Origin of the sequence: Amycolatopsis sp. NBC_00345 (assembly GCF_036116635.1) — a bacterium.
GTDB lineage: Bacteria > Actinomycetota > Actinomycetes > Mycobacteriales > Pseudonocardiaceae > Amycolatopsis.
Genome location: NZ_CP107995.1, coordinates 4,765,893 through 4,786,314 on the forward strand (window position 1 = coordinate 4,765,893; position 20,422 = coordinate 4,786,314).

Genomic DNA, 20,422 nt, shown 5'->3' on the forward strand with positions numbered 1-20,422 from the left:
CCGGCCACGGGCTCATACCGTAGTTCACCGCGTCCGGCGGCTTCACTCGAATGCGGTGAGAAGGCGTTCGACGTCGTCAGCGGTGTTGTAGAGGTGGAATCCGACGCGCACGCGGCCGACGCGCAGCCCGGACACGACACCCGCGGCGGCGACCCGCGCCGGGTCCGCTTCGAGCGACACGATCGCGGACCCGCGCGACGGCCGTCCGAGGGCCTGGAGCAGGGAATCGGCGAGGCCGGTGTTGTGGTCGCGGACCGCGGCGAGGTCCAGCCCCGTGACGTAGTCCAGCGCTTCCGCCGCGCCGACGTGCGAGAGCCAGACCGGCGAGAGGTCGAACGCGCGGGCGTCCGGCGCCAGGCGCAGCGGCAGGCCGTAGACGGACTTCCAGGGGTCGTCGCCCGCGTACCAGTTGGCGGCGACGGGCCGGGTGCGCTCGTGCGCCCGCGGGTGCACGGCGAGCCAGGCGCAGCCGCGCGGTGAGAACAGCCACTTGTAGCCGGCGCACACGACCCAGTCGGCCCAGGCGACGTCGAGCGGCAGCCATCCGGCGGCCTGTGTGACGTCCAGCAGCACGGCCGCGCCCGCGCTCTCCGCCGCCGCCCGCAGCGCCGCGACGTCGAGCACCGACCCGTCCGACGACTGCACCAGGCTCACCGCGACGAGGTCGTGCCCCTCGACGTGGTCCGCGAGCTTCGCAAGCGGCGCCTCGGTCAGCCGAGTGCCCGGCCGTGCGGCGAAGGGGAAGGTGACGCTGGTGAAGTCCTTCTCCGCGACCAGCACGCGCGCGCCTTCTCCCAGCCCGCCCGCGACGTTCGCGATGAGCTGGGAGACCGATGCCCCGATCGCCACCCGCTCCGCCGGCACCCCGGCCAGCCGCCCGAACCCGCTCCGCGACCGCGCGACCGCCTCGTCGAACCCCGGCGGCGAGTCACCTCCGGCGCGCCACCGTTCGACGGCGCCGGCCACGGCCTCCCCCACCGTGGCGGGCGGGATCCCGATGCTGGGCGTGTTGAGATATCCCTCGGGGACGGTGAAGCGGCCAGTTCCCCAAACGCGACTTCGTGCCAACGGAATCAGTCGGCCTTGACGTCAGCCGGATACCCGTGCTCCGGACGCCACAGGTCCGGGCGCGGGCCCGCGAACTCGTGCACGTAGCCACACGATCCGCAGATGATGGCGACGGCCGACCGGTTCGCCCAGCCCATGCCGAGGAACTCCGCGCCGGTGCTGTTCAGCTTCACCTCGCGGGACGAGAACTCCCGGTCCCCGCAGACCACGCACCGCAACGCGCGCCCGCGCACCGTGACGAGCCGAAGTTTTGATCCCATGGCCCCATGATGCCAAGGTTCAGGCTCCGCCGGGACATCCGCGACGAACGGCGCCAGCAGGCCTGGCACCGCGCCCGCGGCGAACTCGTTTACCATGCGAGTGCATCGTAAACGGATGCCGACAAACCTCGTGATGCGGAAGGCGGCCGGTGCCGAAACAGGTGGACCACGACCAGCGGCGCGTCCAGATCGCCGAGGCGTTGCAGCGGCTGATCACCCGGCACGGGCTGGAGGGCGTGAGCCTGCGGCACGTCGCGGCCGAAGCGGGCATCTCGATGGGTTCGGTGCAGCACTACTTCCGGTCGAAGGACGAGATGCTGCTGTTCGCGCTGGAGCACCGGGGACGGCTGCGCGACGAGCGTGTCCGCGCGCAGGTACTGGCCGACGGCGAACCGACGCCGAGGCGGATCCTGCGCACCTGCCTGGTCGAGATGCTGCCGCGTGACGAGCGCAGCGCCGCCGGCTGGCTGGTGGGCGTCGCGTTTTTCAACCGCGCCGTCGCCGACCCGGAGCTGGCCAAGGTGTACGCCGAGGGGATGCCGGAGCTGTTCGCGTTCTTCGCCGGCCAGATCCGCGAGGCCCAGGCCGCGGGCGACGTCGGTCCGGGCGCCGACCCGGACCACGAGGCGGCCATCCTGTGGGCGCTGGCCGATTCACAGGCTTCGGATGTCCTACTGGGACACCGCACGGCAGCCGAAGCGGTGGCCACACTGGACTATCATCTCGGCCGCCTCTTCACTCCGTGAGCTACCGCGGCCGCATCCCCGATACCACCTGACGGCGCCGCAGCGGGTAGAGCGGCATCGTCTGCTCCGACGCATTGAAGTCACGGGGCTCCGGAGTGCGCCGGGATTCCTTGGCGCGCCGCGAGGGCAGGTCGAAAACCCATCCTGTGGGCGCTGACCGATTCACAGGCCTCGGATGTCCTACTGGGACACCGCACGGCAGCCGAGGCGGTGGCCACGCTCGACTATCACCTGGGCCGGCTCTTCACTCCGTGAGCTACCGCGGCCGCATCCCCGAGACCACCTCAGGGCGCCGCAACGGGTAGAGCGGCATCGTCTGCTCCGACGCATTGAAGTCACGGGGCTCCGGAGTGCGCCGGGATTCCTTGGCGCGCCGCGAAGGCAGGTCGAAAACCCACGCGGACGGCAGGATCCGTTGCAGCAGCAGGCACAGCGCGACGAGGACGGCGACCAGCACGATGGGGTCGACGACCGCGACGGCCAGTTGCGCCGCCGGGCCGAGCGACGACAGCGGATCGTGCAGGACCGCGTTCAGCACGGCGACCAGGGGCAGGTGGATGACGTAGATCGGCAGCGTCCGCCGGCCGATGCTCGCGATGGCGTTCGCCGGCTTCTCCCATCGCGTGACGAGTGCGGCCGCGGTCACGCCCAGCACGATCGCGACGAGACTTAGCACGGGCCACACGCCGAACGTGGTCTTCAGGTCGAAGTGCTCGACCGCGACCAGCACGCCCAGATAGGGCACGCCGACGAGGGCGAGCCGCGGCCAGCTGGCCTCCACGGCGACGCGTTTGACGAGCGCCGTGCCGTAAATGCCGACGAGGAAGAACAAGAGGTTCTGGTACAGCCCGCCGCGGTCACCCGGCACGGCGACCAGGCCGGCGGAGGCCGTGGCGGACAAGGCGAACGCGGCCGCGAGCATGATCCAGAACGGCAGCCGGCGCGAGAGCTTGGCGATCACGAAGTAGACGGCGAGCGCGAAGAGGTACCAGAGGTTCGTCGGAGTGATCGTGAGCTGCGCCACGAACTCCAGGACACTGCCGGCGTGTTCTGTGGCGAAACCGGGGAAGAACGACAGCACCACGGTGTGCACGGACAACCACAGAACGTAAAGATAAAAGAACTTGGCGACCCGGGAACGGGCGACGGTGCGCCACGGCCGGTTGACCGCGCGAGCCGCGAAAAAGCCGGAAATCGCAAAGAACAAGGGCATGCGCAGCGGCAGCAGCAACTCGCCCGCGGCGCCCCACGCGCCGGGTAACGGCGTCGAGATCTTCCAGTCGATCTGCAGGTACTGCTTCATGATCACGTGCCACAGCACGACAAGCACGATGCAGACGCCCTTGGCCACGTCCGGCCACAGGAGCCGTTCGACCGGCGCCGGGTCACGAAGGTCGCCGGAGAAACTGCCTTCGGTCCGGTAAGCCACAACGGAACCTTTCGCACCAGAACTCGATCACATTCTTCGTGATTCCGACACTGGCACGAGAATTTCCGGCGGGACGGGTGTGCGGGGCCGGGCTGCCCCCGCACACCTTCAACGTTGCCCAGACTTCTCTTCGCTCAGAGTGTGCGGTCAAGTGCCCGATGTGGACACTGCGAGCCGTGACGTCACTTACGCTTCAGCCGTGGCTTCCCGCGGAAGCACGGACGGCACGCAGCCGCCGGACCAGGTGCCGCAGGGCGGGCACCGCCGGGCCTACGCGTTCGCCCAGCTCCGCCAGCCGTTCCGAGTTCGCCCAAGCCTCCCGGCGGGTCACGCCGACGGCCGCCGCCGCGGCGAGGGCGGCCAGCGCCGCGTCATCGGTGTCCACTTCGGACAGCGGATCCCGCAGCGCGGCCTCGGCGCGGCCGCGTTCCCGGCGCGCCGAGGCGGGGTCGGCCACCTCGAGCACCTGCCGGCCGAGGAACCGCGTGGTGTGCTGGCGCAGCATTCCGGCCGCGACGAGCTGGAGTTCCAATGACTTCAGGGTGTCCGCGCCGTCACGGCGCACCAGTGAACGCCACGAGCGCTCACCGTCCTCCGAGAGGTTCGCCAGCACGTCGTCGAGCAGCAGGTCGCCGGTCGGGCCCCGGCCGGTCACCGAGGCCTTGCCGCCGTGGTCGGCCAGCCGGCCCCGCAGCAGCAGGTCGGTGACGGCGGCCGCGCGCACCAGCATCGCGACGCGGCGCCGGTCGGAGATCCGCCCCTTGTCCCCTTCGCAGGCGAGGAGGTAAACCCGGGCGGGCAAGGAAAGAGTCACTGTGTTTTCACCTTCGGCCAGATCTGGTCCCATGTCTGCTTCCGCCCGGTGTACAGCCACATCAGCCCGGGCACCACCTCGGTCACCGAAGCGAAGTACGGCCGCAGCAGGTTCGGGTCGAAGCCCACGAACAGCACGTCCCGCGCCGAGTCCGGCGGCCGGTCGAAGTACCAGTACCCCCGGTGTCCACTGTAGACGTCGGAGATCCCGTACCGCGGCCCGTAATATTCGACGGCGGCGGCGAACGGGTAGATCTCCGAGTACACCGCCGTCTGCTTCCGCACCTCCGGCGGCAGGGCGGCGTAAGTCTGCCCGACGCCGTCGGCCACCTCCTTCTGCGCCGTCTCGCCACCGGCGAACACAGTGCCGAGCGAGAAGGGCCCGAACGTGGTCGCCTTCATCGAAGCCGGCCACACCGGCAGCCCCGCCACGGTCACCACGGCCGAGAGGACGAACGCCAGCCACACCGGCGCCTTCCACCACCGCACCAGCTTCCGCCGTGAGAGCTCCGTCGCCGCGGCCGCGAACGGCAGCGCGTAGACACTCATCAGGTAGTACGCCCGGCCCTGGCTGAGCAGCACCGCGACGGTCACCAGCAGCAGCGCCACGGCGAGATAGCGGTACGGCCGCAGGTCCGGCGACCGCAGCAGCCGCCATACGCCGTACAGCAGCGCGAGCACGCCGATGCCCATGCCCGCGCCGAGCAAGCCGTCCCGCGCGAACGAGAGGTACCCGGGGAACTCCGCCGAAACGACGTCCGCCATGTGGGCGTAGGGCCAGCCGTGGGTGCCCTGCCAGACCAGGGCCGGGATCGTCGCGACCACCGCGATCAGCCCGCCCAGCCACAGTTTCGGCCGGGAGAGCAACTGCCGCGGGCCCAGCACCAGCGCCGAGAGCAGCACCGCCGCCCACAGCGCCGGGATGAGGAACTTCGTCTCCAGCGACACCGCCGTCACCACGCCCGCCCAGACGAGCAGGCCGTCGCGCCGGGTCCGGGTCCACCGCACCAGCAGGAAGACCACGACCGTCCACAGGAACGGGTCGAGCGCGTACGTGGCCACCCAGTGGCTGATGACGACCAGGCCGGACGTCGCGTACGCGCCCGCCGCCATCACCTGGGCGCCGCGGCCGCCGCCCAGCTCACGCGCGATCAGCGCGGTGACCACCACGCCCGCGGCCGCCGCGAGCGCCATCGGGGCGCGGAACGCGATCAGCGAGCCGGGGAACAGCCGGTCGAGCGTGCCCGCGAGCAGGGGGACGAGCGGTGGCTGGTCGAAATACCCCCAGGCCGGATGATCTCGACCAGCCACCAGGAAATAGAGCTCGTCGAAGCCGTGCGCGTACCGCGCGCTCGTCACCACCAGCACGGCGGCCACCAGTACGGCGACCACGAACACCGGTCCCCGGGCGAACGCCCCGATCTCCCGCGCCGCGGCGCGGACGAGCACGTGCTCCGTCGTAAGCCCTTCACTCGTCATGGCTCGACTCCACCGCACCGGACCGGGTGCGGGTAAGCGTGATCGGTAGCCGATCGGGTCGACGAAAGTTGCCCGCCGGACGACGATCCGCAACTTTCGTCGACGGCGCTCCCCCGGCCGGTGCGGATCCGGCGCGGGCGCGCGGCCGAGCGGATACCGTGGCCGCGTGAAGGAATCCGGCGGCAGGCGCCCGCTCTGGCCGCGACCGGCCGACGGGCTCTGGCTGCTGGGCTCCGCGCTCGTGTTCGCGATGATCGACACCGGGCTGTTCCTGGCGTCGGGCCCGAGCCCCGGCGCCCTCGGGCCGTACGCGCCCCTGGTGCTGCAGCTGGTCTGCGACTTCTCCGTGGTGCTGCTGCTGCGGTTCCCCGCTCAGATCACGAGCCTGCTCGTGGTGGTCGCGCTGGCGATGCTGGCGTCCGACCTGTTCTCCCCCGGCCTGCTGGTGCCGGCCGTCCAGCCGACGCTGATGACCGTGCCGACGATCACCCCGGTCGTGCTCACCCAGGCCGCCCGGCTGATGGACCGCAGGCGGCTGCTGTGGCTGGCCGGGGTGCTCGCGCTGCTGGCGACGCGGCCGTGGGACCCGGCCTGGAACACCACCCCGTTCGGGCTGCTGGCCACCGCGCTGCCGGTGGCGATCTCGATGTACTACGAAGCCCGGCGCCAGCTGCTGCGGTCCCTGCGCGACCGCGCCGACCGCGCCGAGCGCGAGCAGCACCTGCTCGCCGAGCAGGCCCGCGCGGAGGAACGGCGGCGGCTCGCGGGCGAGATGCACGACGTCGTCACCCACCGGCTGAGCCTGATGGTGCTGCACGCGGGCGCGCTGGGCGTCACGTCGGCGGACCCGGCCGTGCGCACCGCGGCCGAGGACATCCGCCGCGAGGGCGTGTACGCGCTGGACGAACTGCGCGACCTCGTCGGTGTCCTGCGCAATGGCGCCAACACCGAGCCACTGGCTGGGTCGCCGGCGACGGCCCCGGCCCCGGCCCCCGTCGGCGACCCGGCCGGACTGGTCGCCGAGTCCGTCGCGATCGGGGTGGCGACGGAGCTTTCGGTGACCGGCGACCCCGGCACGGTCTCCCCGACGATCGCGCGCACGGCGTACCGCGTGGTGCAGGAGGCGCTGACGAACGTGCGCAAGCACGCGCCGGGCTCGTCGGCCGAGGTCTCGCTGCGCTATCACCCGGGCGGGCTCGACGTGCGGGTCACCAGCACCCGCGGCACCCGGCCGCCCGACCCGGCGCTGGCCGGTTCCGGCTCGGGCGCCGGGCTGAGCGGGCTGCGGCAGCGGGTGGAGCTGGTCGGCGGGCGGCTCGAGGCCGGGCCCGCACCGGCCGGCGGGTTCTCCGTCGGTGCGATACTGCCCGCCTACGTCCCGACGAAGGAGGGTCTCCCGCGGTGATCACGGTGGTCGTGGCCGACGACGAGCCGATGGTCTGCGCCCACCTGCGGACGATCCTCGGCTCGGCCGGCGACATCGACGTGGTGGCCCAGGCCCAGGACGGCGCCGAGGCCGTGGAGGCGGTCGTCCGGCACCGGCCGCGGGTGGTGCTGATGGACCTGCGGATGCCCGGCGTCGACGGGCTGACCGCGATCGAGCGCATCACCGCCCTGCCGGACCCGCCCGCGGTGGTCGCGCTGACGACGTTCGACGCCGACACGTACGTGATCCGCGCGCTGCGCGCCGGCGCGTCGGGCTTCCTGGTCAAGTCGACGCCGCCGGAGGACCTGATCGGATTGGTGCGCGTGGCCGCCGACGGGCACACGGTGCTCTCCCCCTCGGCCGCCCGCCGGCTCGTCGCGCTGTCCTCGGACGGCCGCGAACGCGGCGACGACGCCCGCCGCCGCACCGCGGGCCTGACCGAGCGCGAACGCGATGTGCTGGCCTGCCTGGGCGAGGGACTGTCCAATGCGGACATCGCCGCCCGGCTGCACCTGGCCGAGGCAACGGTGAAGAGCTACGTCTCGCGGATGCTGGTGAAGCTCGAATGCGCCAACCGCACCCAGGCGGGGCTGCTCGCGCACGAAGCGGGGCTCGTCGCGCGCTGACGTAGGGCCCTGAAGGCCACCTTGAGGGCATATCCGACCCTCATGGTGGCCTTCAGGGCACGCCGCCCGCTGGGGAGCGACGAGGGAAGGTCAGGCTGACGCGGGGGTGTGCTCCGCGTCGAAGGCCTCGCGGGCCGCCGAGACCTGGTCCATGTTGCGGCGGGCCCAGCGGTCCAGCAGCTCCAGCGGCTCGGACAGGTTGCGGCCCAGCGTGGTCAGCTCGTACTCCACCCGCGGCGGGATCACCGGGTACGCGGTGCGGGTGAGGATGCCGTCGCGGACCAGGCTGCGCAGGGTCTGCGTGAGCACCTTCTGCGAGATGCCCTCGACGCGCTTGCCGACCTGGGTGAAGCGCAGCGGGCCGTCCACGAGGGCGCCGACGATGAGCACCGTCCACTGGTCGCCGATGCGGTCGAGCAGCTGCCGGGTCGGGCAGTCGCGGTCGTACGGGTTCCCCAGCATGCAGCCGCTCCTCACTTTCCCATGGAGAGTAACAGCCTCAGGCGGACTCCAGCAGCGCCGTGAACAGCACGCGCAGGTGCCGCCGGGCGCGGCCCCAGCGGGCCTCCAGGTCCTCCTGGTCGCGGGTGGCCCAGCTGGCGATGAGGATGCCGCGGATCACGTCCATGGCGGTGTACACGGAGTGCAGGAACTCGCCGTGGTTCGCCTGCTCCGGCAGCACGGCCCGGCCGAACGCGACCAGGCTCTCGGTGGCGATCGGCTCGACCAGCGCCATCTGGCGGCGCAGCTCGTCGTCCGTGCGCGAGGCGACCCACAGCTCGACGGTCGCGGTGAAAACCGGGCCCTGGTGCATCTCCCAGAGCAGCTGCAGCGCGTCGCCGACCGGGTCGGCCGACGCGCGCAGCCGGTCCAGCTCGGCCATCGCGACCTCGGTGCGCTTCTCCGCGAGGTGACGGATCGCGGACGTGACGAGGTCGGCCTTCGTCGGGAAATGGTGCACCTGCGCGCCGCGCGTGACCCCCGCGCGGACGGCGACGCGGGTGGTCGTGGTGCCCGCGTAGCCGTACTCGACCAGGCAGTCGATGGTCGCGTCGAGCAGCCGCACCCGCATCGCGGCGCTGCGCTCCTCCTGGGTGCGGCCGGTGGTCCCCCGTCGTGGCGCTGACATGCGCCTACTCTATTTGCCGGGTGCCACCCCGGCCGCATTGGTCGCCGCAACGAGGCCCCGCACCGCGCGGGTGACGAACCGGCCCAGCACCAGCCGCCCGGGTTCCAGCGCGATGACCTCCTCGCACGAGCGGGTGCGGCCGGTGCGGAACAACCGCAGCGCAGGTTTCATGCATCGAACCCTCTTGACTTGACGTTTTCCTGCATTCAGGATGCATCTCATGCAGGACGAAGCCAAGGTGAGCGAGCTGGACCGGCGGATCGTCTCCGCGTTGCAGCTCAATGGGCGGGCGTCGTGGGGCGCGATCGCGCGGCACGTCGGGACGAGCGAGTCCACGGTGCTGCGCCGGGCCGGGCAGCTGACCGAAAGCGGGCAGCTGCGGGTGATCGGCGTCATCGACGTGCTGCGGTGCGGCCTGGGCGTGCCGGTGCTGACGCGGCTGCGGTGCCGTCCCGGCACGGCCGCGGCGGTCACCGAGGCGCTGGCCGCGCGGCCCGACGTCCGGTACGCCACCATGCTCGCCGGCAGCGCCGACTGCACGGCCGAGTTCGTGCTGCCGACCTACCAGGACGTCGTCCGCCTGCAGCTCGACGGCTTCCCGGCGGCCGAGCACCTGCGTGACGCCGAGACGTTCGCGGTGATGCGCACGTTCACCTCCAACCACGACTGGGACTCCGGCGAACTGGCCCCGGAGGCCGTCGCCGAGCTGCGCGGGGCCGAGGTCCGGCCGTTCGAGGAGCAGCACTGGGAACGGCCGCCGGAGCAGCTCGACGAGCTGGACCTGGCGATCTGCGCCGCGCTCGGCGAGGACGGGCGGCTGTCGTTCAAGGAGGTCTCCCGGCATGTGGGCACCAGTGAGTCCACTGTGGCCCGTCGCGTCGACTCGCTGGTGCGCCGTGGCTGCCTGCGCTTCCGCACGCTCGCCGAGCCCGCGATGTTCGGCTACGCGCTGGAGTTCATGCTCTGGCTTTCGGTGCTGCCCAAGGACCTCGACCGCGCGGGCCAGCAGCTGGCCGCGCATCCCGGTACCAAATACCTGTCCGCCACCACCGGCCGGTTCAACCTGGTCGGCCAGATCGTGCTGCGCCACTACGGCGAGCTGTACCGCCACACCACCGACGTCGTCGGCGCGCTGCCCGGGCTCCGGGAGGCCGACGTGACCCTGCAGGTCTCGACCCTGAAACGCGCCTGGGCGCCGACGCCGGAGCCCCAGGCCAGCTTGGAGGACGCATGACGGAGCAACCGTGGTTGTGGGACGAGCGGACCTGGCGGGGGCACGTCGAGCGCGTCCGCGCCGGGCGATCGCTGCGCCCGGCCGCGTGGCCCGGCGGGGCGAAGGTGGCGGTGGCGCTGTCCTTCGACTCCGACCACGAGACCCCGGCCCTGCGTGACGGCGAGGTGCTGCCCGGCAAGCTCGCGCAGGGCGAGTACGGCGCGCGCGTCGGCGTCCCGCGCATCCTCCGCCTGCTGGAGCGCTTCGGCGCGCCGTCCTCGTTCTTCGTGCCCGCCGTTTCGGCCCTGCTGCACGACGGCGAGGTCAAGTCCTATGTGGACGCCGGGCACGAGGTCGCGCTGCACGGCTGGATCCACGAGCGCAACACCGCGCTGACCGCCGAGGAGGAGCGCGACCTCGCCTTCCGTGCCGCGGACGTGCTGGAGCGCCTGGCCGGCACCCGCCCGGTCGGCATCCGCACGCCGTCGTGGGACTTCTCCGCGCACACCCTCGACATCACGCGTGAGCTGGGCCTGAAGTACGACTCGTCGCTGATGGCCGACGACGAGCCGTACGAGCTGCTCGCCGACGGGAAACCGACCGGGATCGTCGAGCTGCCGGTGGAATGGATCCGCGACGACGCGCCGTACTTCATGATGGACCGGTTCGCCTCGCTGCGGCCGTACACGCCGCCGCGCGGGGTGCTGACCATCTGGCGCGACGAGTTCGACGCCGCGTACGCCGAGGGCGGCCTGTTCCAGCTCACCATGCACCCGCACATCATCGGGCACCGCTCGCGCCTCGCCGTGCTCGCCGAACTGCTCGAGTACATCAGCGGCCACGACGGCGTGTGGTTCGCCACGCACGCCCAGGTCGTCGACCACGTCCTGACCGCGGCCGGGGAGCAGCCATGACCACCGTTTCGTCCACATCGGACTCGTCCACATCAGATACGGCCGCGGCCACGCACCGGCTGAACCCGCAGCAGCGCAAGGCGATCTTCGCGGGTGCCATCGGCAACACCGTCGAGTGGGTGGACTGGGCCGTCTACGCCACGTTCGCCCCCGTCTTCGCCGGCCAGTTCTTCGCCGGTGGCAACGACACCACGGCACTATTGTCCACATTGGCCGTGTTCGCCGTCGGGTTCGTGATGCGCCCGGTCGGCGGCGCGGTGCTCGGCGCGTATGCCGACCGGCACGGCCGCAAGAAGGGCCTCACGCTCACCATCTCGCTGATGGCCGGGGCGTCGATCGTCATCGCGGTGTGCCCGACCTACACCCACATCGGCGTCGCGGCGCCGATCGTGCTGCTGCTCGCCCGGCTCGTGCAGGGCTTCTCCGCGGGCGGCGAATTCGGCTCCTCGTCGGCGTTCCTGATCGAGTCGGCCGCCGCCGGGCGGCGGGCGTTCGCCGGGTCCTGGCAGCAGGTGTCGGTGGGCGCGGGCTCGCTCATCGCGGCGCTGCTCGGCACGATCCTCAACTCCACACTGTCCGATTCGGACCTGCACGGCTGGGGCTGGCGGCTGGCGTTCGGCCTCGCCGGGCTGCTCGGGCTGGTCGGGCTGTGGCTGCGGCGGTCGGTGCACGAGACCGAGGCGTTCACCCGGATCCACAAGGGACCGCGGCGCAACGCGCTCGTCGCGATGGTCCGCGACCACCCGGGCGCCGCGCTGCGTGTGGCCGGAGTGACCATCGCCGGCACGCTGATCTACTACGTGTGGGTCACCTACATGCCGACGTACGCGCACCTGTCCACCGGCATCCCGCTCAAGACCGCGCTGCTGGCCAACACCCTCGCCATGGTCGTGTTCATCGTGTTGCTGCCCTTCGGCGGGCTGCTGTCCGACCGGATCGGCCGTAAGCCGACGATGACGGTGTTCGCCGGCGGGTTCCTCGTGTTCGCCTGGCCCGCGTTCCACTTCCTGGCCAACGGGTTCTGGAGCGTTTTCGTGATCGAGCTGATCGGCCTGGTGCTGATCGTCGGCTACTCGGCCAACTGCGCGGTGGTCATGGCCGAGCAGTTCCCGGCGGAGGTGCGGACCACCGGCATCGGCCTGCCGTACGCGCTGGCCGTGGCGATCTTCGGCGGCACCGCGCCGTACGTCACGACCTGGCTCAACGCCAACCACCACGGCGATCTCGTGTGGGTGTACGTCGCGGTCGCCGCGCTGATCGGCGTCGCGGTGTACCTCACCATGCCGGAGACCAAGGGTAAGGAACTCTAGTGCGCAACGTGCTCGTCACCGGCGCCGGCGGCGGGATCGGGGCCGCGATCGCGGACCGGTTCGCCGCCGCGGGCGCCCGGCTGGCCCTGTCCGACCTCCGCCCGGCGGAACTGTCCACAGTGGCCTCGCGGCTGCGGGAGAAACACGGCGCCGACGTCGTCGAACTGCCGGGCGACCTCGCGGACGCCGGTTACGCGGAAGGGCTCGTCGACCGCGCCGGCCCGGTGGACGTGCTGGTCAACGCCGCGGGCATCTACCCCGCGACCCCGCTGCTGGAGATGACGGCGGCGACCTGGGACCGGGTGCAGGACGTCAACGTGCGCGCCGCGCTGCTCACCACTGTCGCGTTCGGACGGCAGCACGTGGCGAACCGGATGCCGGGCGCCGTGGTGAACATCTCCTCGGGCGCGGCCACCCGCGCCCGGCCCGGCGCCTCGCACTACGCGACGTCGAAGGCCGCGCTGGAGATGGTCACCAAGGCGTGCGCGGTGGAACTCGGCGGCCACGGCATTCGCGTGAACGCCGTCAGCCCCGGTTTTGTCACTGTGGACAGTGAAGCCAACCCCGTCACCGAGTCCTACGCCGCGGCCGTGTCGGTGAACCCGCTCGGCCGTCGCGGTGAGCCGGGTGAAATCGCCGACGCCGTGTTCTGGCTCGCCGGTGACGAGGCCCGCTGGATCACCGGCGCGGTGCTGCGCGTGGACGGCGGCTCGACCGCGGGCGCGGCCGGGCTGCCATTGCACTGGTCCGGGGAAACGGTTGTACAGCAAGGAGAGCACGATGTCAGGGTCTGACGAGCGCCGCGCCTACACGGTGGTGGGCGGCGGCGCGATCGGCGGGACGCTCGCGTTCCACCTCGCACGCGCCGGGCACCCGGTGGTGATCGTCGACGCCGATCCCGCGCACGTCACCGCGATCAGGGAGCACGGCCTGACGCTGCGGCGCCCGGACGGCGACCAGCGCGTGGACGTCCCGGCCTTCGTTCCGGACGAGGCGCCGCCGGAGCTGGGCCGGGTGCTGCTCGCGGTGAAGGCGCAGGCGACCGAGCCGGTGCTGCAGTGGCTGGAGCCGCGGCTGGCGCGCGACGGGTTCGTGGTGTCGCTGCAGAACGGGCTCAACGAGGCGCTGATCGCGTCGTTCATCGGCGCCGGTCGCACCGTCGGCGCGTTCGTGAACCTGTTCGCCGACGTGGCCGAGCCCGGGGTGGTACGTGACGGCGGGCTGGGCGCGCTGGTGGTCGGCGAGCCGGACGGCCGGATCACCGACCGCGTCGAGGAAGTCGTCGCCGACCTGCAGGCGTGGGGCTCGGCGAAGGCGACCGCCAACGTCGAGGGTTACCTGTGGTCGAAGCTCGGCTTCGGCGCGATGCTCACCACCACCGCGCTCGCCGACGCGCCGATGGCCGGCCTGATCGACCGGCACCGCCCGCTGATGCACACGATCACGGCGGAGGTGTTCTCCGTCGCGGGCTCGCGGACGCTGGAGGCGTTCGACCAGTTCGACCCGGCCGCGTACCAGCCGGGCGCCGCGGGCCGCGAGGCCGCGACCGACCGGCTGGTGGCCTGGCTGCGCACACAGCCGAAGGACCGCAGCGGGATCTGGCGCGACATCGCCGTCCGGCACCGTCCGGTCGAGGTGCACCACCACTACGCGCCGGTGCTGGAGGAGGCGGCCCGCCTCGGCGTCGAGGTGCCGCTGCTCTCGTCGATGCTCACCCGGCTGGCCGAGGTCGAGGCCGGCACCCCCATGTCCGAGGACCACCTGACCGAATTGGAGCGGCACCTGTGACCGGGATCCGGGACCTGCACGAGTGGGTGCGCGCGCACCGCGAAGACCTGCTCGCCGACCTTGCCGAGTACGTCGGCATCGAAACCCCCAGCGACGACAAGGAGAGCCTGAACCGCGGACTGTCCTGGGTGGACGGCTGGCTGCGCGAGCGGCTGGGCGATCCCGCGTCCGTGCGCGACGTCGGCGGCGGCCGCCACGGCGACATCAGGGTCTACGACTACCCCGGGTCCGGCAAGCAGCCCATCCTCCTGCTCTGCCATTACGACACGGTGTGGCCGCTGGGCACGCTCGCCGGGTGGCCGTTCACTGTGGACGGTGACCGGGCGAGCGGGCCGGGGGTCTTCGACATGAAGTCCGGGCTGGTGCACGCCGTGTGGGCGCTGCGCGCGCTCGACGCCGCCGGGCTCCCCCGCCCGGCCGTGCGGCTGGTGCTCAACGGCGACGAGGAGATCGGCAGCCCCGCGTCCCGCCCGGTGATCGAGGCGGCGGCCGCGGGCACCCGCGCGACGCTGGTGTTCGAGGCGAGCGCGGACGGCGCGGTCAAGACCGCGCGCAAGGGCGTCGGCCTGTTCCAGGTGCACGCGACCGGCGTCGAATCGCACGCGGGCCTCGACCCGGCGAAGGGCGCGAGCGCCGTCGACGAGCTGGCGCGCGCGATCCTGGCGCTGCACGCGCTGTCCGACCCGGCGGCGGGCACGACGGTGAACGTCGGCGTGATCTCCGGCGGCAGCCGCCAGAACGTGGTCGCGGGCTCGGCCAGGGGCGAGATCGACGTGCGCGTGACCAGCGCGCCGGAGGCCGCCCGGATCGACGCCGGCCTGGCCGCGCTGACCGCGCACGACCCCCGCGCGACGGTCGCCGTGGAGGGCGGCTGGAACCGGCCGGTGATGGAGCGCTCCGAGGCCATCGCGGGCCTGTTCGAGGTGGCCCGCGGGTTGGCCGCGGACCTCGGCGTCACCCTGCGCGAGTGCTCCGTCGGCGGCGCCAGCGACGGCAACTTCGTCGCCGCGCTGGGACACCCGGTCCTCGACGGCTTCGGCGCCGTCGGCGACGGCGCGCACGCCCGGCACGAGCACATCAGCGTCGAAGGCATGCTGGAACGCACCGCGCTGGCCGCGGCGGTGCTGCACCACCTCGGCGCCGCTTGAAGCGCCCCAATGTGGCGTTGGTTGCGTTGAACGCACCCAATGTGGCGTTCGGTGCGTTGAACGCACCGAACGCCACATTGGGGCGCATCGGGACCCGGCCGGCCCGAACGGGAGGTGAGCGGCGAGCCGGACGCGGAACGCCTTTACCGAACCCGAACATTCGCCCCACACCCCCCGAACACCGGGGCGCGAGGCTCCTTCCCGTACCCGGAAGACACCGGTCACGAGAAGGAGCACCGACCATGCGAGGAACCACCTGGACGCGGCGGCTGGCGCTGGCGGGCGGCGGGGTCGCGGCCGGACTGCTGGTGGTCACACCACTGGCGTCGGCGCAGAGCAGCCCGCCACCCGCGGCACCGTCGGCGGTCGCGCCGATCACGCTGAGCCCCGAGGAGTCGCAGCAGGTCTGCGGGGACTGGGTGCCGAAGCTGCAGAAGCGCACGCAGAACCTGACCGAGCGGATCAACGGCGGCGCCGAGGTGGCCGGGTCCGTGGCGAACCTGAAGGCCCGCGCGGCCGATCAGAAAGCCAAGGGCCACACCGCCGCGGCCGATCGGCTGCAGAAGCGCGCCGACCAGCGCCAGGGCCGGATCAGCCAGCTCGCCGACGCCAAGCAGAAGCTCGACGCCTTCGCCTCGGCGCACTGCAAGCCCGCGGGGACGAAGTGAGGACTGCGCGGTTCGCGGCCGCGGTCGGGGCGGCCGCGCTCGTGCTCCTAGGCGTCACCGCGTGCGACGACGGCGGCTCGGCCACGCCCAGCGGCGGGGCGGCGGCCACCAGCGAGCTGAACGGCATCCAGTCGACCCTCGACAGCATCGGCTCCGACATCGCGGGCGACGGCTCGCCGTGACCCGCGTAGCGTCTCCCCTCGACGTAGGCGTCTGAGGAGACGGGAGCCCGCATGGGGTCAGCTGGCCGCGGCCTCGTCCTCGTGGTGGAGGACGAGGCCGCGATCGCCGAACTCGCCGCGTTGTACCTGCGGCGCGACGGGTTCGGGGTGCACGTGGAGGCCGACGGCTCGGCCGCGCTCGCCACGATCCGGCGGCTCAAGCCGGTGGCCGTGGTGCTCGACATCGGGCTGTCCGGAATGGACGGTATCGAGATCTGCAAGGCGCTGCGCGCGGCCGGCGACTGGACACCGGTGCTGTTCGTCACCGCCCGGGACGACGAGCTGGACCGCTTGCTGGGCCTCGAGATCGGCGCCGACGACTACCTCACCAAGCCCTTCAGCCCGCGTGAGCTGGCCGCGCGCGTGCGCACCGTGCTGCGCCGCGCGTCCGGTGTGGCCGGGGCGGGCGAAACGCAGTCCTGCGGCAGTGTCCGCGTGGACGTCGGCGGGCGCCGGGTGTGGGCGGGCGAGCGGGAGGTGACGCTGACGTCGACCGAGTTCGACCTGCTCGCGCACCTGGTCCGCCACCGCGGCCAGGTGCTCTCGCGCGACCAGCTGCTCAGCGCGGTCTGGGGCTACGCCGCGGCGGCCGGCACGCGCACCGTCGACGTGCATGTGGCCCAGCTGCGCGCGAAACTCGGCGAGCACAGTCCGATCAGGACGGTCCGCAGCATCGGTTACGCGGCGGACGCCGGATGAGCGGGCGCCGGACCACCCTCGCCCTGCGGATCACTGTGGTGTGCCTGGCCGTGGCGGGGGTCGCGGTGATCGTGGCGGGCCTGGTGGCGGCCCGGCTGGTCCGCACCACCGGCGACACCGTGCTGCAGCAGTCCCTGAAGGCGCAGGCCGACGTCGTGGCCAGCCAGCTCGACCCGACCGGCATCGGCAACCGGCTCGGCGTCGGCAAGATGGCCGACGTGGTGCGAGGCCAGGGCATCGCGGTCGTCGTGCGGCGCCCGGGCGGGCAGGACGTCGGTGACGCCGTGCCGGTGCGCGCGGCCGTACGCGCCGGGCTGGCGTCCGGGCAGGACCGCTCGGTGCGGGTGACCGTCGACGCGCAGCAGTACCTCGTGGAGGTACGTGACGTCGGCGCCGCTGCGTTCGCGCTGGTCCAGCCCACTCGCAGCGGCGAAGGCACCCAACGCGCACTGGTGCGCAACATCGCGCTCGCGCTCGGGATCGGGCTGCTCGTGGCCGCGGTGGCGGGGTTCGTGAGCGGGCGGCTGCTGGGCCGTCCGCTGCGCCGCGCGGCGGCCGTCGCCGGGAGCCTGCGCACCGGACGGCGCGACGTGCGCGTGCCGGTGGAAGGCCCGGCCGAGGTCGCCGAGGTCGCGAGTTCACTGAACGCGCTGGCCGACGCGCTCGCCCACAGCGAGGCCCGGCAGCGCGAGTTCCTGCTGTCGGTTTCGCACGAACTGCGCACGCCGCTCACCGCGGTCACGGGCTTCGCCGAGGCGATCGCCGACGGCGTCGCCGAGGGCCCGGACGCGCGCCGCGCCGGGCAGACCATCCACCGTGAGGCCCAGCGGCTCGAACGGCTGGTCAGCGACCTGCTCGAACTCGCCCGCCTAGGCGCCGACGAGTTCCGCCTCGACCTCGCGACGCTCGACCTCACCGCGCTGGTCCGCGACTGCGCGGAGGTCTGGCAGCTGCGGTGCGAGCGCGAGAACGTGCCGCTGTCCGTCCAGGTCCCCGACGGCCCGGTGCCCGTGGTCGCGGACGCGCGGCGGCTGCACCAGGTCGTCGACGGGCTCGCCGAAAACGCCCTGCGCGCCACCCCCGCGGGCGCGCCGGTGGTCTTCGCCCTCACCGCGGGACCGGACGCGCGGCTGTCCGTGCGCGACGGCGGCCCGGGGCTCGCGCCGGAGGACTACGACGTGGCGTTCCAGCGCGGTGTGCTGAACGCCCGCTACCGGGACCGCCGCCCGGTCGGCTCCGGCATCGGGCTCGCCCTGGTGCACGGGCTCGTCACGCGGATGGGCGGCACGCTGACCGCGGGCCCGGCGCCGGAGGGCGGGGCGGCGTTCACGATCACCCTGCCGAGCGCAGCTGTGCCGATCCAAACTGGGCCGATCCCAACTGGGCCGCGCGGTCCGTGACGTCCATCAGCGCCCAGTGCTCGACGATCCGGCCCTCGCGCACGCGGATCATGTCCATGCTCGTCACCGAATAACGGCGGCCGGTGGCGGTTTCCGTGCCGGAGCTGGTGTAGCGGTTCACGGAGAACTCGCCTTCGCTGACGTTCTGGTCGACACGCACGGACAGGTCGCGGAGGCCGGGCGTGAAATCGCCGCGGGCCAGTGCGGCCCACTTCTCACGCCAGGCGTCGAGGCCCGTGTGGTCACCGCCCGCGCCGCCGCGGTGGTCGACGACGTCCGGGGCGATATAGCGGAGGCCTTCCTCGGTGAAGGCGTGCTCGACCACCAGGCGGTGCACCTCGGCCGCGCTCGGTTCCGTGTTCATGGCACCCCTTCCGGTTAAGTGGGGATGTCCCCGGCTAGCTCGCCGTACACTAAGCGGGGATGTCCCCGGTTGGCAAGGAGTGAGTGATGGCCAGGCAGCTCCGGGCGGACGCGCGCGACAACCACGCTCTTCTGCTCGCCGCCGCGAAGGAGGTCTTCGCCGAGGACGGGCCGGGGGCGCCGCTCGACCGGGTCGCGCGGCGGGCCGGCATCGGCAACGCCACGATGTACCGGCACTTCCCGAACCGCCGCGAACTGCTCGCCGCCGTCTACGCGGGTGAAGTCGACGCACTGCGCGCGGAAGGCGAGGCGCTGCTGTCGGCGCCGGACCCGGACGAAGCGCTGTACGAGTGGCTGCACCGGTTTGTCGAGCACGTCAAGGACAAACGCGACCTGGCACTGTCCATTTCGGACGACCCGGTCGAGCGCGAGGCCCGGTTCACCGCGTGGCACCAGACGATCACCACCACCGCGGCCGCCCTCGCTGCCCGGGCCCGCCTCGCCGACGACGTCGAACCGCTCGACCTGCTCCTGCTGGCCACCGGGATCGCGCTCTCGGGCGCCCCCGAGACCCGCACGGACCACCTGCTCACCCTGCTCCGCCGCGGCAGCACTCCGACCTGATTCCCACGAGGCAGACCGTTTCCGGATCAGCCGCATTGCGGTTCGCCGGACGATATCGGCCGCGACCGGCCCCGGCGCCACGTCGCCGCCGGCCGCGTGGTCCCGACTCGGTGAACCCGGTCACCGAGGCGTGGCGGGGCCCGGGCCCGGCGGCCACCGGCGGTTAGGCTGACCGGCGTGGAGATGCTGCACCTTCGTTACTTCGTGGCCGTCGCAGAGGAGCTGAACTTCTCCGCCGCCGCCCGCAGGCTGCACATGGCCGCGTCGCCGCTCAGCCAGCGGGTCAAGGACCTGGAGCACGAGCTGGGCCAGCAGCTGTTCGACCGCAGCACCCACCACGTCACGCTCACCCCCGCGGGCACCGCGCTGCTGCCGCTGGCGCGCGACATCCTGGAGCAGGTGAACGCCATCCCGTGGCGGCTGCGCGAGGCGACGAAACCCCAGCGCAGCACCGTGTTCCTCGGCATGCCCGCGGGCGTGCACCCGGATCTGCGCGACCGTGTGAACGCCCTCGCCGAGCGGGTCCGCGACCGGTTCGAGCTGAAGCGCTGGCCCGGCGCGAGCCCCGACCTGCTCGCCGCCGTGCAGGACGGGAAGCTGGCGCTGGCGCTGGCCCGGATGCCGGTCACCGACCCGGCGCTCGACGCGCTGCCGGTGATGACCGAGCGGCTCGGCGCCGTCGTCCCGGCCGACCAGTTCGCCGGGCGCGAGGCCGTGAGCCTGTCCGAGCTGGCCGGCTACGCCTACGTCGCCTCACCCGAGGAATCCACCCCGGCGTATTTCGAGCAGCTCGACCACCAATTGACCTCACTCGGCATCAAAAAACGGATCAAACTGTCCAATACCGGTTACGGCGGCGTTTCCGAAATCATTTCCTCCGGGCTCGCCTTCTCCATTTCCATGCTCGACGCGGCCAGCCCGATGCAGCTGTACCGGCTGGAGAACATGGCCGTGCTGCCGTTCACGGATTTCCGGCCCGAGCTGGACACCAACCTGGTCTGGCGACGTGACCGGGGCGACTCCGGCGACCTCGCGGAACTGGTCGCCGCCGCCCGCGAGGTCTTCGCCGAGCCGCTGACCAGCTGAAATAACCCAATA

The 20,422-nt window shown here is 72.3% G+C and carries 24 protein-coding genes; 15 read left to right on the top strand and 9 right to left on the bottom strand.

Annotated elements, in window-relative coordinates:
• Positions 1–42 precede the first annotated feature (42 nt).
• Together OG943_RS21035 and OG943_RS21040 are read right to left on the bottom strand one after the other, a co-directional pair.
• The gene (locus tag OG943_RS21035; protein WP_328611491.1) at positions 43–1,068 is read right to left on the bottom strand and encodes an aminotransferase class V-fold PLP-dependent enzyme; all 1,026 of its coding nucleotides are present in this window, start codon (positions 1,066–1,068) and stop codon (positions 43–45) included.
• Between the two features lie 5 nt (positions 1,069–1,073).
• Positions 1,074–1,328 (bottom strand): hypothetical protein, encoded by a 255-nt coding sequence (locus OG943_RS21040; protein ID WP_328611492.1) that lies wholly within the window; start codon positions 1,326–1,328, stop codon positions 1,074–1,076.
• Between the two features lie 149 nt (positions 1,329–1,477).
• On the opposite strand from OG943_RS21040, the gene OG943_RS21045 reads away from it, so the two are divergent.
• On the top strand, positions 1,478–2,074 hold the full coding sequence (locus tag OG943_RS21045) for a TetR/AcrR family transcriptional regulator (RefSeq protein ID WP_328611493.1): 597 nt from the start codon (positions 1,478–1,480) through the stop codon (positions 2,072–2,074).
• 256 nt (positions 2,075–2,330) lie between these two features.
• Here the strand turns inward: OG943_RS21045 and OG943_RS21050 are convergent, their stop codons facing one another.
• The 3 genes from OG943_RS21050 to OG943_RS21060 form a co-directional block, all read right to left on the bottom strand.
• On the bottom strand, positions 2,331–3,503 hold the full coding sequence (locus OG943_RS21050; protein ID WP_328611494.1) for an acyltransferase family protein: 1,173 nt from the start codon (positions 3,501–3,503) through the stop codon (positions 2,331–2,333).
• 193 nt (positions 3,504–3,696) lie between these two features.
• Entirely contained in the window at positions 3,697–4,317 is a 621-nt protein-coding gene (locus OG943_RS21055; RefSeq protein WP_328611495.1) for a GOLPH3/VPS74 family protein, read from the bottom strand.
• Positions 4,314–5,795, bottom strand: coding sequence for an ArnT family glycosyltransferase (locus OG943_RS21060; RefSeq protein WP_328611496.1), 1,482 nt, complete (start codon positions 5,793–5,795; stop codon positions 4,314–4,316). Before OG943_RS21060 ends, OG943_RS21055 begins: the two co-directional genes overlap by 4 nt.
• A gap of 166 nt (positions 5,796–5,961) precedes the next feature.
• On the opposite strand from OG943_RS21060, the gene OG943_RS21065 reads away from it, so the two are divergent.
• Both OG943_RS21065 and OG943_RS21070 read left to right on the top strand, forming a co-directional pair.
• The gene (locus tag OG943_RS21065; RefSeq protein ID WP_328611497.1) at positions 5,962–7,200 is read left to right on the top strand and encodes a sensor histidine kinase; all 1,239 of its coding nucleotides are present in this window, start codon (positions 5,962–5,964) and stop codon (positions 7,198–7,200) included.
• Complete coding sequence (locus OG943_RS21070; protein WP_328611498.1) at positions 7,197–7,847, top strand: response regulator transcription factor; 651 nt, start codon at positions 7,197–7,199, stop codon at positions 7,845–7,847. Before OG943_RS21065 ends, OG943_RS21070 begins: the two co-directional genes overlap by 4 nt.
• Positions 7,848–7,937: 90 nt before the next feature.
• Here the strand turns inward: OG943_RS21070 and OG943_RS21075 are convergent, their stop codons facing one another.
• The 3 genes from OG943_RS21075 to OG943_RS21085 form a co-directional block, all read right to left on the bottom strand.
• Complete coding sequence (locus OG943_RS21075) at positions 7,938–8,309, bottom strand: winged helix-turn-helix transcriptional regulator (protein WP_328611499.1); 372 nt, start codon at positions 8,307–8,309, stop codon at positions 7,938–7,940.
• 37 nt (positions 8,310–8,346) lie between these two features.
• A complete protein-coding gene (locus OG943_RS21080; protein ID WP_328612121.1) occupies positions 8,347–8,919 on the bottom strand; it encodes a TetR/AcrR family transcriptional regulator in 573 nt (190 codons plus the stop codon).
• Between the two features lie 66 nt (positions 8,920–8,985).
• A complete protein-coding gene (locus OG943_RS21085; RefSeq protein WP_328611500.1) occupies positions 8,986–9,147 on the bottom strand; it encodes a hypothetical protein in 162 nt (53 codons plus the stop codon).
• A gap of 49 nt (positions 9,148–9,196) precedes the next feature.
• Here OG943_RS21085 and OG943_RS21090 point away from each other — a divergent pair, with 49 nt between their 5' ends.
• The 10 genes from OG943_RS21090 (at position 9,197) to OG943_RS21135 (ending at position 18,337) form a co-directional block, all read left to right on the top strand.
• Positions 9,197–10,210, top strand: coding sequence for an Lrp/AsnC family transcriptional regulator (locus tag OG943_RS21090; RefSeq protein WP_328611501.1), 1,014 nt, complete (start codon positions 9,197–9,199; stop codon positions 10,208–10,210).
• Complete coding sequence (locus OG943_RS21095; RefSeq protein WP_328611502.1) at positions 10,207–11,103, top strand: polysaccharide deacetylase family protein; 897 nt, start codon at positions 10,207–10,209, stop codon at positions 11,101–11,103. The genes OG943_RS21090 and OG943_RS21095 overlap by 4 nt, the downstream gene beginning before the upstream one ends.
• A complete protein-coding gene (locus OG943_RS21100) occupies positions 11,100–12,413 on the top strand; it encodes an MFS transporter (RefSeq protein WP_328611503.1) in 1,314 nt (437 codons plus the stop codon). The genes OG943_RS21095 and OG943_RS21100 overlap by 4 nt, the downstream gene beginning before the upstream one ends.
• Positions 12,413–13,207 carry an SDR family NAD(P)-dependent oxidoreductase gene (locus tag OG943_RS21105; protein WP_328611504.1) on the top strand — a complete coding sequence of 265 codons (795 nt, stop codon included), beginning with the start codon at positions 12,413–12,415 and terminating at the stop codon, positions 13,205–13,207. Before OG943_RS21100 ends, OG943_RS21105 begins: the two co-directional genes overlap by 1 nt.
• On the top strand, positions 13,194–14,201 hold the full coding sequence (locus tag OG943_RS21110; protein WP_328611505.1) for a ketopantoate reductase family protein: 1,008 nt from the start codon (positions 13,194–13,196) through the stop codon (positions 14,199–14,201). The genes OG943_RS21105 and OG943_RS21110 overlap by 14 nt, the downstream gene beginning before the upstream one ends.
• On the top strand, positions 14,198–15,349 hold the full coding sequence (locus OG943_RS21115) for a M20 family metallopeptidase (RefSeq protein ID WP_328611506.1): 1,152 nt from the start codon (positions 14,198–14,200) through the stop codon (positions 15,347–15,349). The genes OG943_RS21110 and OG943_RS21115 overlap by 4 nt, the downstream gene beginning before the upstream one ends.
• A 242-nt stretch (positions 15,350–15,591) precedes the next feature.
• Positions 15,592–16,017, top strand: coding sequence for a hypothetical protein (locus OG943_RS21120; RefSeq protein ID WP_328611507.1), 426 nt, complete (start codon positions 15,592–15,594; stop codon positions 16,015–16,017).
• A complete protein-coding gene (locus OG943_RS21125) occupies positions 16,014–16,199 on the top strand; it encodes a hypothetical protein (protein ID WP_328611508.1) in 186 nt (61 codons plus the stop codon). The genes OG943_RS21120 and OG943_RS21125 overlap by 4 nt, the downstream gene beginning before the upstream one ends.
• A gap of 51 nt (positions 16,200–16,250) precedes the next feature.
• A complete protein-coding gene (locus tag OG943_RS21130) occupies positions 16,251–16,937 on the top strand; it encodes a response regulator transcription factor (RefSeq protein WP_328611509.1) in 687 nt (228 codons plus the stop codon).
• Complete coding sequence (locus OG943_RS21135; protein ID WP_328611510.1) at positions 16,934–18,337, top strand: sensor histidine kinase; 1,404 nt, start codon at positions 16,934–16,936, stop codon at positions 18,335–18,337. Before OG943_RS21130 ends, OG943_RS21135 begins: the two co-directional genes overlap by 4 nt.
• Here the strand turns inward: OG943_RS21135 and OG943_RS21140 are convergent.
• Positions 18,270–18,701 carry an ester cyclase gene (locus OG943_RS21140; RefSeq protein ID WP_328611511.1) on the bottom strand — a complete coding sequence of 144 codons (432 nt, stop codon included), beginning with the start codon at positions 18,699–18,701 and terminating at the stop codon, positions 18,270–18,272. The two genes, OG943_RS21135 and OG943_RS21140, sit on opposite strands and share 68 nt — an antisense overlap.
• A gap of 86 nt (positions 18,702–18,787) precedes the next feature.
• On the opposite strand from OG943_RS21140, the gene OG943_RS21145 reads away from it, so the two are divergent.
• A complete protein-coding gene (locus OG943_RS21145) occupies positions 18,788–19,324 on the top strand; it encodes a TetR/AcrR family transcriptional regulator (protein ID WP_328611512.1) in 537 nt (178 codons plus the stop codon).
• Between the two features lie 177 nt (positions 19,325–19,501).
• Entirely contained in the window at positions 19,502–20,410 is a 909-nt protein-coding gene (locus OG943_RS21150; RefSeq protein WP_328611513.1) for a LysR family transcriptional regulator, read from the top strand.
• Positions 20,411–20,422 lie beyond the last annotated feature (12 nt).